Genomic DNA, 15595 nt, shown 5'->3' on the forward strand with positions numbered 1-15595 from the left:
TCCAGAAGCATGAGGTGGTAATGCGCGAGATGCGCAGCTCGCTGGCCTCCCGAATTTGCAAAAACGGTGTGAAACAATCTGCCTCTGGAGCGGTTTCTCCAGATCCTCAATAGTCGATTTCTCGGTTTCGCATCAAAAATCGTCAAACCTTCGCGCTAGTTATCAGCCCGTCCCTTCGAGTATACCCGCCTGCACAGCAAATAGCAAGATTTTCTCATAAAACAATTCGTTTTTCTCAGGTACCTTTTCTTCGTTTGGCTTTATGGGCTTCATTCGCCCTCAAAAACACAGGTGGGATTGGTGAAAACGTTGTGAGGAAAATGATAGGTGAGAAAATCTGCCTGTTCTGTACGCTGTGCAGTTGTTACAGGGAATTTATTTGTGAGAGAAGCGAATATTTTTCTGAGCATCGTCAAAAGTCGTGCATACAGCGCGTTGGGGCGAGGGAATCATACGATGAACGGGAAAGCGGACCTCCGTTGCGACGTCGGGCCGCACCTACGTTTCGGATATTCGGTGCGGCTCGTATGTGAACGTATATTTTTTGTTTGCTTGCTACATGTTGTTGCAGCCGCCAGGAGGGGTGGCAGCAGGCGAGATGATCTGGTTGGGAGCCGACATCATGACGATACCGATACCAGGGGCGGTATGACTCTGGGGGAGCTGGCCACTCCAATAGAAGGTGTAGGTCGCGGTAGTCTGCCCGGCAGCAACTGGCAAGGAGACATTGGAACTGCTCGAACGCCCATTGTTCGTCGTGTATTGGAATACGATGCTGCCTCCTGGACCTCCGACGGCGATGTGGAAGGTGGCGGTATAGTTCTCGGTGAATGATGATCCACAGCGGTGTCCGGTTACTTCTGGACCAGCCACCAGATCAATACTGGTTACACTGAAGGGCGCGGCGGCAGGAGGAGGACCAGGATTACATGGGCCTAAGGGCGCAACCAGATCTGAAGTGTAGGCATTCGGACTTGTGACCATTACGCCACCACGGCCCGGCAGGGTGTTACTGGCATCCAGTTGACCGGACCAACTAAAGGTATACGTTGCGCTGGTTTGTCCACGGTGCACGCTCAGGCTGGCTGGCTGGCTGCCACGACCATTGTTGGTGGTGTAGGTGAAATTGACCTGTCCACCAGCATTATTGGCGGGAAAGTGGAACGTCGCTGTGTAGGTCTCTGTCATGTTTGCGCCACACGCGATGTTCCTGATTGTGGGATGATCGAGCGCGATATCCACACTCATTACCGTTAAGGGCACTGTGGATGAGGCAGTGGTTTGTGTCTTAGTACTACTGCTATTCGTAGGTACGTCCGCACTACCTGATGTCGTAGTGCCAGCGGCATTTCCGCAGGCTGCCAGCACCAGGGCAAGTAGCGCACTAAAAAGTGATACTTGAATACGTTTATTCATCAGTTCCTCCTGCATAGATACATCTATTATTCTCTATATACGTATTCTGTTTCGACAGATACGCTCTTTGAACCAGAACCACGCTCCCTGGGAACCAGTTCCTCAGTATCATACTGCAGATGCACACAAGATTCTGTTAGCTACTTCACAAGTTTCTTTGGTGTAATCCATCCCCGGCAGAGGGATCGTCGTCCCTTTGCGCTTGCCTGTGTCACCATTAGCGAGAGGATATCGTGAAAGTGAGGATGTCTCTTGAACAGGTGAACGTGACATTGCTCAATGTCTTCGTCCATTAGATCCCATGCAAGAAGCGGGAGCATAAGCCAGTTGGCTTATGCTCCCGCTTCTTGTAGATAGCCCCGGTTAGACTTGATATTCGGGGGCTGGAGCTACGGTTGTAGCTCTGGTTGTACGCCAGCTGTGCTGGGTGACGACGAGAAGGCGAAGCATAATGAGGGCCAGCAGAGCCAGTCCGGCGAGGACGAGCCAGCCAGTGGCATACGATCCACTCGTCTGCTTGAAACTGCCCAGGATCAGGGGCAGGACAAAGCCACCAACGCCTCCAAAGGCTCCCACAATACCTGTGACGATGCCAATTTCGAGCCGGAAGCGCTGCGGGACCAGTTGGAAAACACAGCCATTGCCCATGCCCAGGAACAGGACGCCCAGGACGAGGAGCGGGGCCATGTATGCCAGGGGGAGCAGGAAGGCAGCGATGGCATAGGTGATGACGACAAGCAGTAAGACGCAGGTCAGGGCACGCACACCGCCAAATTTGTCTGAGAGATAACCACCCAGGGGTCGGAAGGTGCTCCCCATAAAGGTTGCCAGGGCGGTGATATAGCCAGCGTTGATGGCGGTCAGTTTGTATTGATTATGGAAGAATTGTGGCAGGAATGTTCCCAGTCCTACGAAGCCACCAAAGGTGATACAGTAGAGCAGGCAGAGCCACCAGAGGTCGCCTTTCGCCAGCACGGTCGCATATCTGGTCTGCTCAGGGGCACGAATGAAGTCAGGATTATTCTTTGCCAGCAAGGTAAAGGCGAGCAGGATCACGGCCAGAGGGATCATGGTAATGCCAAAGACGAGGTGCCAGCCATAGGCTTTGGCGAGCGTGGGTGCCAGCAGGTTGGCGAAGACGACGCCGATATTCCCGGCCGCCGATATTCCCATCACGATACCTTGCTTCGAAGGTGGATACCAGCGACTGGCAAGAGGGAGCGCTACGGAGAAGGACGATCCACCAACACCCAACATCAGGCCGACACACAGGAGCGTCGGGAAATTTATGTTGACCAGCCATCCTAATGTCAGAGGGATAAATAAGAACACGAGCATCAGAATGCCGACACGCCGCCCACCAAAGCGATCCCCTAGAAATCCCATCGGGATACGCATTAAGGAGCCACTCAAGGTCGGGGTCGCCACCATCAACGTCTGCAAAAAGGGATTTAAGCCCATGCTCTGCGTGATGGGAATACTCAACGAGCCCAGAAGGACCCAGATTGTAAAGCACATGTCGAAATGTAAGAAAGAGGCCAGGACGGTTGATTTTGCGCCAGCAGGTGTTTCCTCTTTGCGCATGGTCATCAAAGGCATACGGAACTCCTTTTCTTATCTATCACGAGTATGATAACTTTTTGCCGCCTTCGGCGGTGGGGAGAAAAAAAGATTATGTGGGGACACCCCACACCCCGGCAGTGGGACTACCGTCCCCCTGCACCCCCTGCTTCTCTCTTCGGTGCCGAGCAGAAAAAAAAGATTATGTGGGGTGTGTCCCCATATCCCGGCAGGGGGACTACCGTCCCCCTGCACCCTCTGCTTCTTCAGGCATCCAGGCTGAGCAGGATGTCGCCGTCGGGGCTTAATGTGATGGGATAGGTTTCAAGGGCGGCACAGGTATTCCCGATGGATGCGCCGGTGGCGAGCTGGAATTTATAACTATGGAGCGGACAGACGACTTTTCCGTCTCCAACGAGACCATCGGCCAGGGGGCCGCCTTTGTGGGGACAGGCGGCCTGGGTCGCATAGAGCTCATCGTTGCGCGTGCGAAAAACCGCTATCGAGTGCGTGCCAATCTGAAATGTGCGTCCTTCACCATGAGGCAGTCGGGCGAGGGGGCCCAGGTTATAGGTAACCTGGCCCGTCTTCAGTATCATGCTCATAAGCTCATCATCCTCATTCTACGTATGGTGTTCGTTAAAGAGCAGCAACCTGCTCGACCGGCTGTAAAACGTTTGCGAATTGGGCTGGCGTGGCCGGTGCATGGGCTTCCTGCCAGGGGTCGACATAGGAGTCTACGGCGGACTGGATGTCATGGTCAAGGCGCTGGCAAATGCCCTCGCTATCCTCTAGCAGGATCTGGCGGAGCTTTTCGATGCCCATACGCTCGACAAAACCATGCGTCCGTTCCAGATATCTGGCCTGTTCGCGATAATATTGCATGAAGCGTCCCATGTAGAGCAGGACATCTTCCTGTGAGTCGACGACGCACAGGACATCACCCTTACGGACACTCGCTCCGGCCGCACCGCCGATATAGACCTCCCATTTGCCGCCCTCAATGGCGATGACACCGATATCCTTGGTCGTGGATTCAGCACAGTTGCGAGGACAACCAGAGACGGCCAGTTTTAGCTTATGGGGGGTTTCAATACCCTGATAGCGCTTCTCCACATTGATGCCCAGCGCGGTGCTATCCCCGACGCCATAGCGGCAATATTCTGAGCCAAGGCAGGTTTTACAGGTACGGAAAGACTTGGTATAGGCGTGTCCCGAAGGCATGCCCAGATCGTTCCAGACGGCGGGCAGTTGGTCTTTAGCCACACCCACCAGATCGATGCGTTGTCCGCCGGTGACCTTCACCATCGGCACCTGATATTTTTCAGCCACATCCGCGATACGCCGCAATTCTTTGGCCGAGGTGACACCACCATACATGCGTGGAATGACGCTAAAGGTACCGTTATTCTGGATATTAGCATGCACGCGATCATTGATGAAGCGAGCATCGCGCTGATCCTCATAGTCTTTGCCCCAGATGGTTTTCAGCAGTGAGGCCAGACCAGCCTTGCTGCCGGGATCTTCTTTGCCACCGGCCAGGGCTGCGAAGACGGAGGAGACGCTACGCAACTGCTGCTCTTTGATTGCTTCGATCAGGGCTGGTTTGGTCAAGGGCACACCCGGCACATAATAATGGATCGAGGGGTCCTCGACCAGGGCATCACCGGCGGCATATTCGAGGAGGGATTTCACCTGCGACATACAGGAACCACAGCCCGTTCCGGCGCGCGTCGCATCGCACAGTGTCTTCAGGCTGCGCTTGCCCGACTTGACACAGGAGACGATCTTGCCCTTGGAGACACCGTTACAATTACAAATCTGTGTATCATCTGGCATATCCGCGACGTTGACTTCTTTGCTCTCCCCGGAGAGTTGGAAGAGCAACTCATCGCGATTTTCAGGCAACGGCGAGCGACGATCAAAGAGTTGCAAGAGACGAGGCGTCACCGAGCCATCCCCGATCACAATCGCTCCGGCGATCTTGTTCTCGCGTACAATCAGCTTTTTATAGACGCCGCGTGACGGCTCCGAATAGACCACCACCTCATCATCCTCATCCACCTCCTCTTTATCGCCCATCACCGCCAGATCGACACCCAGCACTTTCAGCTTGGTCGAGGTGCGCGATCCCAGATAGAGTTTCTCAGAATCGGGATGGGTGAGGCGTTCCGCCAGGCATTGGGCCTGCTCCCAGAGTGGCGCGACCAGACCATAAGTACAGCCACGATGCTGGGTACACTCACCGATGGCATACACATCGGGCACGCTACAGGAAAGATCGTCCTGCACCAGGATGCCACGCTCAACCGCAATCCCGGCCTGTTGGGCCAACTCGATGTTTGGACGAATGCCGGTCGAGATCACTACCATATCGCAATCTATCGTCGAGCCATCCTCAAAGCCCAGGCCCTCGACCTGTCCATCGCCCAGGATCGCATTGGTCCGTTTCTGGAGATGGAGCGACACACCCATTTTTTCCAATGAGGAGCGCAATATCTTACCACCCATCGTATCCAGCTGGACATTCATGACATGTTTGGCAACATGGGCCACATGCACCTCAAGTCCGCGATTGAGCAGGCCACGTGCCGCCTCCAGGCCCAGCAGTCCACCACCGATCACCACCGCCTTGCGAGCCTGCGTGGCATAGTCCAGCATGCCAGTGCAGTCATCAATCGTGCGGAAGGCAAACACGCCCTTCTGCAACTTCCTTTCAGGCGTATAGAGATTTGCCAATGCAGGTATAGCGGGTGAACTGCCTGTCGCGATCACCAGTTTGTCATAGGCCATCACCGTGCCATCGGAGGCATAGACACACTTTAGTGTGCAATCGATAGCATCGACACGGCTGCCCGCATGTAAGGTTACTCCATGTTCCTTATACCAGGCCAGGGGATTAATGAAAATGTCGGCGGAATCCTGGCTACCGGCGAGTACGTTTGAGAGCAGGATGCGGTTATAGTTCCCGTAGGGTTCTTCACCAAAGACCACAATATCGTACTGGTCTCCACCTTGATGGGCCAGGATTTCCTCTACCAGGCGGGCACCGGCCATGCCATTTCCAATAATCACAAGTCGTTGCTTTTGCATATGGTTAAACCTCCATGGCTAAAGATGCGACGGCACGCTCGATCCGTACCGCGCAGACCTTAAATTCAGGCATGCGACTGGTTGGATCAAGTGCGGGATTGGTTAGACGATTGATTGCTTGCGCTCCTCCCCAGTGAAAGGGGACGAAGATGGTGTCTTCGCGGATAGTGCTGGTGACTCTGGCGCAAAAGGATGCCTCTCCACGCCGTGTTCTGGCGGTCACCATGTCTCCGTCGTTGATGCCGTACAGGCGAGCGGTTGAGGGATGGACTTCCAGAAAAGGCTGCGGTGCCATCTCGTTGAGACGATCCACTCGTCGTGTCTGTGTGCCTGATTGATATTGTGCCAGGACACGACCGGTTGTCAGATAAAGAGGATATTGGTCATCCGGTTCTTCGGCCGGGGCCTGATGACGTACAGGCGAGAATTTGGCTCGACCGGAGGCGGTAAAAAAGCGCTCCTGAAAAAGCCGTGGCGTACCTGGATGCTCAGGGGTGGGACAGGGCCAGAAAACACCTTGCTGCTGTGCGATTTTTTCATAGGTGATACCCGCATAATCGGCCACTCCGCCCGCGCTAGCCTTGCGCAGTTCGGCGAAAATCGTGGCGGGTTCGGTGAAGGAAAAGAAGGCTCCTTTGCCCAGCGCCTGTGCCAGGGAGCAGATAATCTCACTATCCGTACGCACGCCCACTGGTGGGGAAAAGGCGCGTTGACGGTAAAGAACGCGGCCCTCAAGATTGGTCATCGTGCCCTCTTCCTCAGCCCACTGCGCGGATGGCAGGACAATATCCGCCATCTGTGCCGTCTCGGACAGAAAGAAATCTGCCACGACCAGGAAATCCAGAGCACGTAAGCGTTCCTGTACATGCAGGGCACGAGGTGCCGAGACCGCCATATTCGATCCCATCACGAGCAGGCCGCGAATAGCTCCCTCCTCGCCCAGCGTATCCAGCATCTCATAAGCAGAGCGACCGGGGCCGGGTAGATCTTCTTCAGCAATCCCCCAGATATCCGCAATAAAGCGGCGCGCCGCAGGATCATTAAGCTTGCGATAGCCGGGAAGTTGATCGGCCTTCTGTCCGTGTTCACGACCTCCCTGTCCGTTGCCCTGTCCCGTCAAGCAGCCATAGCCGCTGGCGGCACGCCCGACCAGCCCCAATGCCAGCGCGATATTGATATAAGAAAGCACATTGTTGACGCCCTGACTCTGCTGTTCAGCGCCGCGTGCCGTCAAAATCATCGCCGAACGCGCATGGCCCAGCATGCGCGCCACCTGGATCAATTGAGCTTCAGGAATACCCGTGATGCGCTCAACGCGTGAGGGCCAGTAGGTTGCCACCAGCGCCTTCACGCGCTCAAAACCTTCGGTGCGCGCCTCAATATAATCCTGATCCAACAAGCCATCGCGGATCAGGATATGAAGCAGGCCGTTTGCCAGGGCTGCATCGGTGCCGGGCGTAATGCGTAAATGCAGATGCGCCGAGCGGGCGGTTAGCGAGCCACGCGGATCAACCACGATAAGTTGACCACCACTCTGGCGCTGCTCCTCAAAATATTGCATCAGAGGGGGCATCGTCTCAGCGATATTACTGCCGACCAGCAGCACCACCTCGGCCTGTGCGATATCAGAGACGGGAAAAGGGAGGCCGCGATCAATGCCAAAGGCGGTGATAGAGGCCGAGGCCGCCGAGGACATACAAAAGCGCCCATTATAGTCAATTTGTGAAGTGCCCAGCGCGACCCGGGCAAACTTCCCTAAGAGATAGGCTTTTTCATTGGTCAGGGAACCTCCACCAAAGATGCCCAGTGCATCGCGTCCATAGCGTGCCTGAATATCCTGGAAGGAGTGAGTAATCAGGGCCAGCGCATCATCCCATGAGATCGGCTCGAAACGACCAGATGCGGTGCGGCGCAATGGAGAAAGCAGGCGTTCAGGATGTTGGAGCGTTGCGGCGGCGTTCCATCCCTTGGCACACATCCGTCCCTGATTGACCGGAAATGCCTGATTGCCTGAAATTTCGGCCTGCTCAAGTGTACCTGAAATATGCATGCCGCATTGGAACGCGCAATAAGGACAATGCGTAGTAGCCTTCAGGGCCGTCTGGGTACGCTGTATCACGGGAACAACACTCTTTTGCAAGTTCCTTCTCCTCAGCCAGATCATAAGAGACGCATACCGGCATTCACGCATCCAATGCACTGTCATCGCGACCTGGATGCAAAGTTATGTACACATCAACAGACCATACTGCCGAGGAACATGTTCCTTAAAACACAGCATCATTGCTTAACAGATTTTTCACCAGAGGTATTTGTGCGATATGCACAAACTCAATCTCTGTTGCTAGCATACCATCTAAAGTCATAAAAAAGTACAGAGAAAAATACCAGAATCATTCACTGCATGTTGTACAATTTGCACAGTAGCGAGCTCAAATAGCTCAACAAGGCAACCTGAATATTGCACAAACACCTGACTCGCTTCTAATTCTGCTTTATCAAGCACTTGCAAAATACACTGGCACCGCAAAAATAGGCACTTTCAATTCTATTAAAGATTAGTTAAAATAGAAATGTACAACCATCGCTATATTCAATTTATCTATTTACGACTTCAGGAGAGATACATCGTATGGCAATTGACACGCAAGAACAGAGAGCAGTAGGAGAAGTTTTGGCTGTGAGCATGAGCCCGACGCATACATTTAGCAAGCCGAATCAGGAGTATATTCGGCTGCTGACGGGACTGGGAGTTGAGGGGGATGCGCATCTCGGGCGAACGGTCAAGCATCGCTCACGGGTCGCGGTTGATCCAACGCAACCCAATCTCCGCCAGGTTCATCTCATCCACGGTGAACTCCATACAGAATTACAGGCCGCAGGCTTTACGGTCTCAGCCGGACAAATGGGCGAAAATATCACAACGCGAGGAATAGATCTCCTGGCCTTACCTACCGGCACTCGCCTGCATCTGGGAGAGACGGCCATCGTCGAAGTCACCGGCCTGCGCAATCCCTGTGTCCAACTGGATCGCTTCCAGCCCGGCCTGATGGCAGCCGTCCTGGATCACGACGAAAATGGCGACCTGATCCGCAAAGCAGGCATAATGGGCATCGTCCTCACAGACGGCGAAGTGCGGCCTGGCGACCCCATCCGCGTCGAACTCCCACCCGCACCACACCGCCCCCTTGTCAAAGTATGAGACACAAAACGTGCTCCCATGCCCGCCCTCCTCTGCTCGAATTTGTATAACATGATCAAAAACGTAGGTGCGGCATTTGTAGGGTGATGACTAATAACCATCTCCCCTCAAAGTGGGAGGTGGCAGATGAGTGGGGAAGATCGGCCCTCGCGATCGACATCAGTAGGGATATTTTTGATATACTAGAGGGATGAGCTACCAGATTTTGTTGTACTACAAATACGTTGAGGTTCCTGATCCTCAGGCGGTAATGCTGTGGCAGAAGTCTCTCTGCCAGGTGCTGGGCCTGAAGGGACGTGTGATTGTCGCTAAAGAGGGCATCAATGGGACCGTTGAGGGGACGTTTAAAGCGGTAAAGCAATACGTCCGTGAGATGAATAGCTATCCAGCATTTGCCGATATCAACTATAAAAGAAGTGAAGGCACTGGGAATGCCTTCCCCGGCTTATCGGTCAAGTTGCGCCAGGATATTATCAGTGATAGCGTGGCGGATTGGCATGTCAATCCGACGGAGCTAACCGGGAAGTATCTTTCGGCGGATGAGTTGCAGGAATGGTATGAGAGCGGGAAGAAGTTTTATCTCGTGGATATGCGCAATGATTATGAGCATATGAGTGGACATTTCGAGAATGCTATCTTGCCACCGCTGGAGAATTTCCGCGATCTCCCCAAAGTGCTCCCTGAACTGCAAAAGCTGACGGACGCGCCAGTGGTGACGGTGTGTACCGGCGGGGTACGCTGCGAAAAAGCGACAGGTTTCTTGCTGAAAAATGGGATGCAGGATGTCTATCAACTCAAAGATGGCATTGTCACCTATATGGAGAAGTATCCCAATCAGCATTTCAAGGGCAAACTCTATGTGTTTGATCGCCGCGTCCTGATGGGGATTGAGGCCGATGATCCACAGCACGAGATTGTTGGCGAGTGCGTCAATTGTCACAAACCGTCAGAGAATTATGTCAATTGCAGCAATAACGAGTGCAACCGTCACCTGATTTGCTGCGAGGAATGCGTTGACAGTCATCCGACCTTCACCTGTCCTCAAGGATGCCGCGTGGCAGTCTAATAAAGCCACCAGACGCAGGAATTTTCGCACCCGGGGTGCTCAAAAAAAATTCGTATATGTTGCATAAAGTGTTCTGCGAACACTTTATGCAACATATACCGTGGATCGTATGGATGAGCCTACGCGTGCGGACCCGGACCTGGGCCAGGAGTGCCCCAGGAGGCTTGTGCTACGATCTGCAACGGCAAAATCCCATCAGGATAGTAGCCTCTGGCCTGTTGATCAGCGGGGCGAGCGTTGCGTCCAACTCCACCTATGAAGGGCAATACCGCTACGATTGAAACACCTATCCACCTGCTCACGTACCTAATGCAGGTTCAGAAGACCTTATGTGTAATGTGCCAATCCATAGGATCAGGATTTGACAGGTATTAGACTGATCCATTATAATCGGCTCGTATCTTTTTAGACGCTGACTGGGAAACCATCCCGCTTCGGGGGGTGAACTACTGTGTTTCTCAATTGAAATCGTTCCCAACATGCCCCACAGGGAGTGACATCATGCAAAAGGATGAACGGATTCTCCAGATTAAGCAGAACATCTCATGGCTCCCTCAGCCAAACGAGAGCCGCACTGTCATCTCATCTCGACTTCCGCCGGGTGAGATGATCGCAACGGCGCTCGTGCTTGCTTTCGACAAAGATCGTTTGCTCCAAACAAATTTGGCTGCACGAGGTTGGGATATTGTTGGGGGACATATTGAGCCTGGTGAGTCGCCTGAAGAGGCTGCGCGCCGGGAGGCATACGAAGAAGCTGGTGCAAGACTGAGGGAGTTGCATGTGTTGGGCTACCAATGTCTGCGCTTGCTTGGTCCTCGACCAGCTTCATATCGCTATCCGTACCCCGATAGTTATCAGGTTTTCTACTGGGCGCAGATTGAAGCTCTGGACGAGTTCATACCGACGGAAGAAGCACGAGAACGAGCGCTTTTCGCGCCTGATGATGCTCGCGAGTTGCCTTTCGTCCGAACTCTGAGAGAACTCTACCTTGTCGCCTTGCACGCCGCTATGAGTTAGCACAGAATCACGAGAGCTTCTGTGTAAGAAGTAAATCGGTCGTCACCTGACTGACCGGGCGCCCCGATACGAAGCGGAGATACATACGCCCACTGGTGGCAGAGAGCATCCCGTAGCAGGCAAGTGCTTTGGGATCAGGATTGTTCTTGTCTGCCGCCAGTTCTTGCAGACGGAGCGGCTCATCCTGTTCGCTCCAACTGTGCAGGTTGGGTTGACTCACCCGGCTCCACCACACCTCATCCTGGTAACCAATCTCCCATCCGTTCCGCTGGGCCAGCGCAACAAGGGCGTCACGCCGTTTTTTTTCCTGACATACTTATGAGTTGTTGTATACATGTGGTTTACTGACAATAGTATTTGAAGTTGAAGTTGAGCACTAAAAGGATGAGTATATTTATGGTCAATGCAGCATCTTCCCAGAAACTGACGCTGGGCGATATCCACATCACCTTTATTCCCGATGGTTCTGTACTCTTTGAGCCGACGGGCCTCTTGCCAACGACGACTACGCAGGATTGGCAGGGCTATCAGTCGTTGTTGAATGAGCAGGGTAAGCTCGTGGGAAGTATGGGGGCCTATATTGTGCAAACTGCCAACCATACGCTGCTGGTGGATACCGCTTATGGAGATAAGCATGCTGAGGATGATATCCTGACGCTGCATGGGGGCGCACTCCTCACCAATCTACGGCAGGCGGGATTTGAGCCGGATGACATTGATGTTGTCTTCTTTACGCATTTTCATACGGATCATGTCGGCTGGACCAGTCAGCGCAAGGATGGACAACTGAGCCTGACCTTTCCACGCGCACGCTTCCTGACCCGCCACGCTGAATGGCAGCGCTTTGATGATCCCGCCACCTACCGTGAAGGCGTTGCCGATACTCTGGCAGTCCTGACCGGGCGCATCGAGTTGCTCGAGGATGGCGATGAACTCATTCCGGGCGTAAAGGTACGCGCGACGCCGGGACATACCAGCGGACACAGCGCGCTGGTCATCAGTTCCGGCAGCGCCCGCGCCATTATTCTAGGCGACATCTTCCATAGTACCATCCAGCTTGAGCATCCTGACTGGACCAATATCTACGACTGGGATGCCGAACTGGCGAAGCAGACGCGTCGGCAAATGCTCCAGGAACTGGCCCAACCCGCCACCATTGGCATTGGTGCCCACTTCTCTACCTCCGTCTTCGGCCGCCTCCTCACCCAGGATAACATCTATCAATGGCAACTATTGTGATAGTACCTGTAGGGTGAAAACGGGGTGCAGGGGCGGCACTCTGAACCCCGCTTTCACCACTACCCCGCAGGACGGAGAGCCGATGCGAAGCTTGACAGAGTATATTGAGCGATGCTATTATTCTGTTGTGCAAATAGCATGAAATATGATTTAATACATTTAAACTTACAGCACACTCATCCTATCTACTCCCACCCTCTTAGATGTGTCTTTTGACGATAAGAATGCCCGGGAACTACAAAAGGAGCTGTTATGTTTGCCTTTGGCCTTGAGCATGAGGTGGCCTTGCTGGATCATGATGGTCTGTATGTTGATTTCGCACGTACTTCGTTTGATGAGCTGGCCGCGATAATCGCGACTCTACCTCTCTATCAGCAGGATTATCCACAATTGCGCCTTGGCGATGCGGGTATTAAACAGAAGCGCTGGTATATCGAGGGATTTGAGCGCTATGATAGCAACGGCAGGATGACGACCTGCTTGCCGAAAGGGATCGAGATTCGGACGACGATCCATGAGACGATCCAGGGGGCGGTTGATGAGCTGACAGAAAGCTTTGGGCGCTTACGTCAGGCAGCCAGTGAGTTTGGCTTTACGCCCGTCTTGATCAGCTTCCATCCTTATGCGACGGCCTTTACGCCCACACCACCGCTGAACACCTATGAGTTGCAGCGGCGACAACAATCCCCTGAGAAGCAGACCGCCCAGATTCCTATGCTCACCCATGGTCCCGATCTCAATCTCTCGCTCAGCGATCTCTCTACGGCGGAGATCATCGAGATGGGACGCAAGCTCACTTACTATAGTCCCTTTATTGTCCCCTTCAGCTTCAGTTCTCCTTTTTACCAGGGAACGCTCTGGGAGGGTTTATCGGTACGCACGTTTATTCGCACGGGCGCACGTCCGGCGGTGATGGTCTTTCTGGCAGAGGAGGCGGATCTGCTGCAAAGCACGCCTTCACTGACCAAGATCGCACGCCTGCCCGCCGAGGTGGGACGCATCGAATTCAAGGCTTGCGATAGCTGCGCTGACTTCACGCTTTATGCCTCCTTGCTGGCACTCCTCAAAGGTCTGATCCTGGATACAAACTTGATGAGACGCGCTACGGTTCCCGATCCAGAACTGCATCAGCATGCCGCTTGCCATGGCTTCGCCGCCGCCCAGATCCGTGCTGGCAGTCTGGAAGTGCTCCAGGCCGCGCACTATGCCCTGGGTAGTGATCCCGACGCCGCCTTGCTCACGCCCCTCTTCGCCATGCTGCGCCAGCACCACACGCCAGCCCATCAGCTCATCGCCAGCTACCAGCAAACCCATTCCATTGAAGCTACCCTGCGCGCAACCTATACTCTGCAAGAGCAGCAATTTCTCAATCCGCAATGACATGCCTCAACACATTTTTTGCTGGACAGATGGCCTACGGGGACGCTTGCTCGTACGATGCACGGGAAAGCGCACCTCGGTTGCGACCTCGGCACGCACCTACATTTCTCCATCGTGATTCTCGTTATTTTAGCAGTATTTACCTTTATACATGGAGACATGGTATATTCTTATCCCATATTATATAAAACGTTGATTGAACGTTTTATATAATATGGCTTATTTACTTGCTTAATCGCGCATGTGGTCATAGTGCACGAAGAGGTGGCGGGGCGCACGGATCGATGCGCCCAGACGATATGGCGGCGCGGCATCGATCAGTTGAGGATTCTCCAGGCGACGCGCCAGTTCGACCAGCGTGACCTGCGTCTCCAGACGGGCCAGCGGCGCGCCGACACAATAATGGATACCACCACCAAAGCCAAGATGATCAATGTCTTTGCGCTCAGGATTAAAGCGGTCGGGTTCGCTGAAGTGCTCTGGATCCCGATTGGCGGCGGCGATGATCAGGTGGATCGGGGCTCCCTTTGGAATGGTGACACCGGCAATGGTGACGTCAGCCAGGGACGTGCGGCGTAACATCTGGACCGGTGGCTCATAGCGCAAGACCTCCTCGACCACCTGGGCCGCCAGTTCTGGCTCCTTACGCAGGCGCTCCAGCCACTCTGGGAAGCGTAACAGGGTGAACATACTATTGGAGATCAGGTTGACCGTGGTTTCATGACCCGCAACCAGCAGCAGGACGGAGGTCGTGACCAGTTCATCATTGCTCATCAGCTTCTCATTTGTCGTATCATGCAACATCGCAGAGAGCAATCCTTCGCGTGGCTGCCTCTTAATCGCATTGATCAGGTCTGCCATATAGGTACGGATGCTCTTAATCGCCTTCAGGGTCTGCATGCGTATCTCTGGATTCCTGGCCTGACTGGTATCATTGCCCAGAATCAATTGATCAGACCATTCGTGAAAGAGATACTCATCGGAGCGCGGCACCCCCAGGATCTCACAGATAATCGTCACCGGCACGGGATAGGCCACATCATCCACAATATCTAACTGCTGAACATTACGCCTGGTATCCAGCGCCTCCTTGACTACCTCCAGCAGGCGCGGCTTCTGACTATAGATCAGGTCAGGCGTAAACTTACTCATAACCTGATGACGTAACCAATCGTGCTTGGGTGGATCGAGAAAGACAAAACCAGGTATCTGTCCTTCCTCTTCCACCACGCGCTGATCCTCCTTACTATAGCACTTGCTCATATCACTACTAAAACGTGGATCGTGTAAAATGTCGTTAATTTCCTTATAGGTGCTCACTACATAGCGCCCATCCCCCTGTGCCAGCACGGGATGTTCCCGCAATTGCGCGAAGAGAGGATAAGGATTGGGACGGTTGGCATAGGCCAATACCTGATCCAATAGATTGTTCTGCGACACAGCCATCATGAACCTCATTTCAGGAAACTTGCCCGCTACGCGGGCAGGTAGTGGAGAGAGGCCAGGGCACAGCCCTGGAACCCGGGTTAAGGGTTGCACCCTTAACAATCCCGCATTTCTCACGTAGTTCAATATATTCAGGTGCGAGCCTGGAACCCAGGTTAAGGGTTGCACCCTTAACA

The 15595-nt window shown here is 53.7% G+C and carries 13 protein-coding genes; 6 read left to right on the forward strand and 7 right to left on the reverse strand.

Translation table 11 applies throughout. The annotated features are described in order from the left end of the window. Nucleotides 1–555: 555 nt before the first annotated feature. The 5 genes from F1593_RS20785 to F1593_RS20805 form a co-directional block, all read right to left on the reverse strand. Nucleotides 556–1416 carry a hypothetical protein gene (locus tag F1593_RS20785; protein WP_149403487.1) on the reverse strand — a complete coding sequence of 287 codons (861 nt, stop codon included), beginning with the start codon at nucleotides 1414–1416 and terminating at the stop codon, nucleotides 556–558. A 363-nt stretch (nucleotides 1417–1779) separates the two neighbouring features. Further along, nucleotides 1780–3015 carry an MFS transporter gene (locus tag F1593_RS20790; protein WP_149403488.1) on the reverse strand — a complete coding sequence of 412 codons (1236 nt, stop codon included), beginning with the start codon at nucleotides 3013–3015 and terminating at the stop codon, nucleotides 1780–1782. 227 nt (nucleotides 3016–3242) lie between these two features. After that, a complete protein-coding gene (locus tag F1593_RS20795; RefSeq protein WP_149403489.1) occupies nucleotides 3243–3581 on the reverse strand; it encodes a Rieske (2Fe-2S) protein in 339 nt (112 codons plus the stop codon). A 34-nt stretch (nucleotides 3582–3615) separates the two neighbouring features. Then, entirely contained in the window at nucleotides 3616–6069 is a 2454-nt protein-coding gene (nirB, locus tag F1593_RS20800; protein ID WP_149403490.1) for a nitrite reductase large subunit NirB, read from the reverse strand. A 4-nt stretch (nucleotides 6070–6073) separates the two neighbouring features. Next, a complete protein-coding gene (locus F1593_RS20805; protein WP_216368942.1) occupies nucleotides 6074–8209 on the reverse strand; it encodes a molybdopterin oxidoreductase family protein in 2136 nt (711 codons plus the stop codon). A gap of 492 nt (nucleotides 8210–8701) precedes the next feature. Between F1593_RS20805 and F1593_RS20810 the strand changes: the two genes are divergently transcribed. The 4 genes from F1593_RS20810 to F1593_RS20820 all read left to right on the forward strand — a co-directional run bounded on the left by F1593_RS20810 (nucleotide 8702) and on the right by F1593_RS20820 (nucleotide 11354). Then, nucleotides 8702–9271: an MOSC domain-containing protein gene (locus F1593_RS20810; protein ID WP_149403491.1), complete on the forward strand. Its 570-nt coding sequence runs from the start codon at nucleotides 8702–8704 to the stop codon at nucleotides 9269–9271. A 205-nt stretch (nucleotides 9272–9476) separates the two neighbouring features. Then, on the forward strand, nucleotides 9477–10337 hold the full coding sequence (gene trhO, locus F1593_RS20815) for an oxygen-dependent tRNA uridine(34) hydroxylase TrhO (protein WP_172632307.1): 861 nt from the start codon (nucleotides 9477–9479) through the stop codon (nucleotides 10335–10337). 113 nt (nucleotides 10338–10450) lie between these two features. Then, a complete protein-coding gene (locus F1593_RS28495) occupies nucleotides 10451–10618 on the forward strand; it encodes a hypothetical protein (RefSeq protein WP_172632308.1) in 168 nt (55 codons plus the stop codon). A 220-nt stretch (nucleotides 10619–10838) separates the two neighbouring features. After that, nucleotides 10839–11354, forward strand: a complete 516-nt coding sequence (locus F1593_RS20820; RefSeq protein WP_216368943.1) for an NUDIX domain-containing protein — start codon at nucleotides 10839–10841, stop codon at nucleotides 11352–11354. 7 nt (nucleotides 11355–11361) lie between these two features. Here F1593_RS20820 and F1593_RS20825 read toward each other — a convergent pair whose 3' ends face one another. After that, complete coding sequence (locus F1593_RS20825; protein ID WP_235932645.1) at nucleotides 11362–11574, reverse strand: hypothetical protein; 213 nt, start codon at nucleotides 11572–11574, stop codon at nucleotides 11362–11364. A gap of 176 nt (nucleotides 11575–11750) precedes the next feature. Here F1593_RS20825 and F1593_RS20830 point away from each other — a divergent pair, with 176 nt between their 5' ends. Together F1593_RS20830 and F1593_RS20835 are read left to right on the forward strand one after the other, a co-directional pair. Beyond that, complete coding sequence (locus F1593_RS20830) at nucleotides 11751–12593, forward strand: MBL fold metallo-hydrolase (protein ID WP_172632309.1); 843 nt, start codon at nucleotides 11751–11753, stop codon at nucleotides 12591–12593. A 252-nt stretch (nucleotides 12594–12845) separates the two neighbouring features. Continuing rightward, nucleotides 12846–13973: a glutamate-cysteine ligase family protein gene (locus F1593_RS20835; RefSeq protein WP_149403494.1), complete on the forward strand. Its 1128-nt coding sequence runs from the start codon at nucleotides 12846–12848 to the stop codon at nucleotides 13971–13973. Nucleotides 13974–14204: 231 nt separating this feature from the next. Here the strand turns inward: F1593_RS20835 and F1593_RS20840 are convergent, their stop codons facing one another. Next, complete coding sequence (locus F1593_RS20840; RefSeq protein WP_235932646.1) at nucleotides 14205–15422, reverse strand: cytochrome P450; 1218 nt, start codon at nucleotides 15420–15422, stop codon at nucleotides 14205–14207. Nucleotides 15423–15595 lie beyond the last annotated feature (173 nt).

The sequence above is a fragment of the Dictyobacter arantiisoli genome (genome assembly GCF_008326305.1).
Classification (GTDB): domain Bacteria; phylum Chloroflexota; class Ktedonobacteria; order Ktedonobacterales; family Ktedonobacteraceae; genus Dictyobacter; species Dictyobacter arantiisoli.

Excerpts from the sequence above, each read along its gene's own strand:
- F1593_RS20835 (WP_149403494.1), top strand. The coding sequence starts at position 12,846 with ATGTTTGCCTTTGGCCTTGAGCATGAGGTGGCCTTGCTGGATCATGAT.
- F1593_RS20810 (WP_149403491.1), top strand. The coding sequence starts at position 8,702 with ATGGCAATTGACACGCAAGAACAGAGAGCAGTAGGAGAAGTTTTGGCT.
- F1593_RS20785 (WP_149403487.1), bottom strand. The coding sequence starts at position 1,416 with ATGAATAAACGTATTCAAGTATCACTTTTTAGTGCGCTACTTGCCCTG.
- F1593_RS20820 (WP_216368943.1), top strand. The coding sequence starts at position 10,839 with ATGCAAAAGGATGAACGGATTCTCCAGATTAAGCAGAACATCTCATGG.
- nirB (WP_149403490.1), bottom strand. The coding sequence starts at position 6,069 with ATGCAAAAGCAACGACTTGTGATTATTGGAAATGGCATGGCCGGTGCC.
- F1593_RS20790 (WP_149403488.1), bottom strand. The coding sequence starts at position 3,015 with ATGCCTTTGATGACCATGCGCAAAGAGGAAACACCTGCTGGCGCAAAA.
- F1593_RS20795 (WP_149403489.1), bottom strand. The coding sequence starts at position 3,581 with ATGAGCATGATACTGAAGACGGGCCAGGTTACCTATAACCTGGGCCCC.
- F1593_RS20830 (WP_172632309.1), top strand. The coding sequence starts at position 11,751 with ATGGTCAATGCAGCATCTTCCCAGAAACTGACGCTGGGCGATATCCAC.
- F1593_RS28495 (WP_172632308.1), top strand. The coding sequence starts at position 10,451 with ATGAGCCTACGCGTGCGGACCCGGACCTGGGCCAGGAGTGCCCCAGGA.
- F1593_RS20840 (WP_235932646.1), bottom strand. The coding sequence starts at position 15,422 with ATGATGGCTGTGTCGCAGAACAATCTATTGGATCAGGTATTGGCCTAT.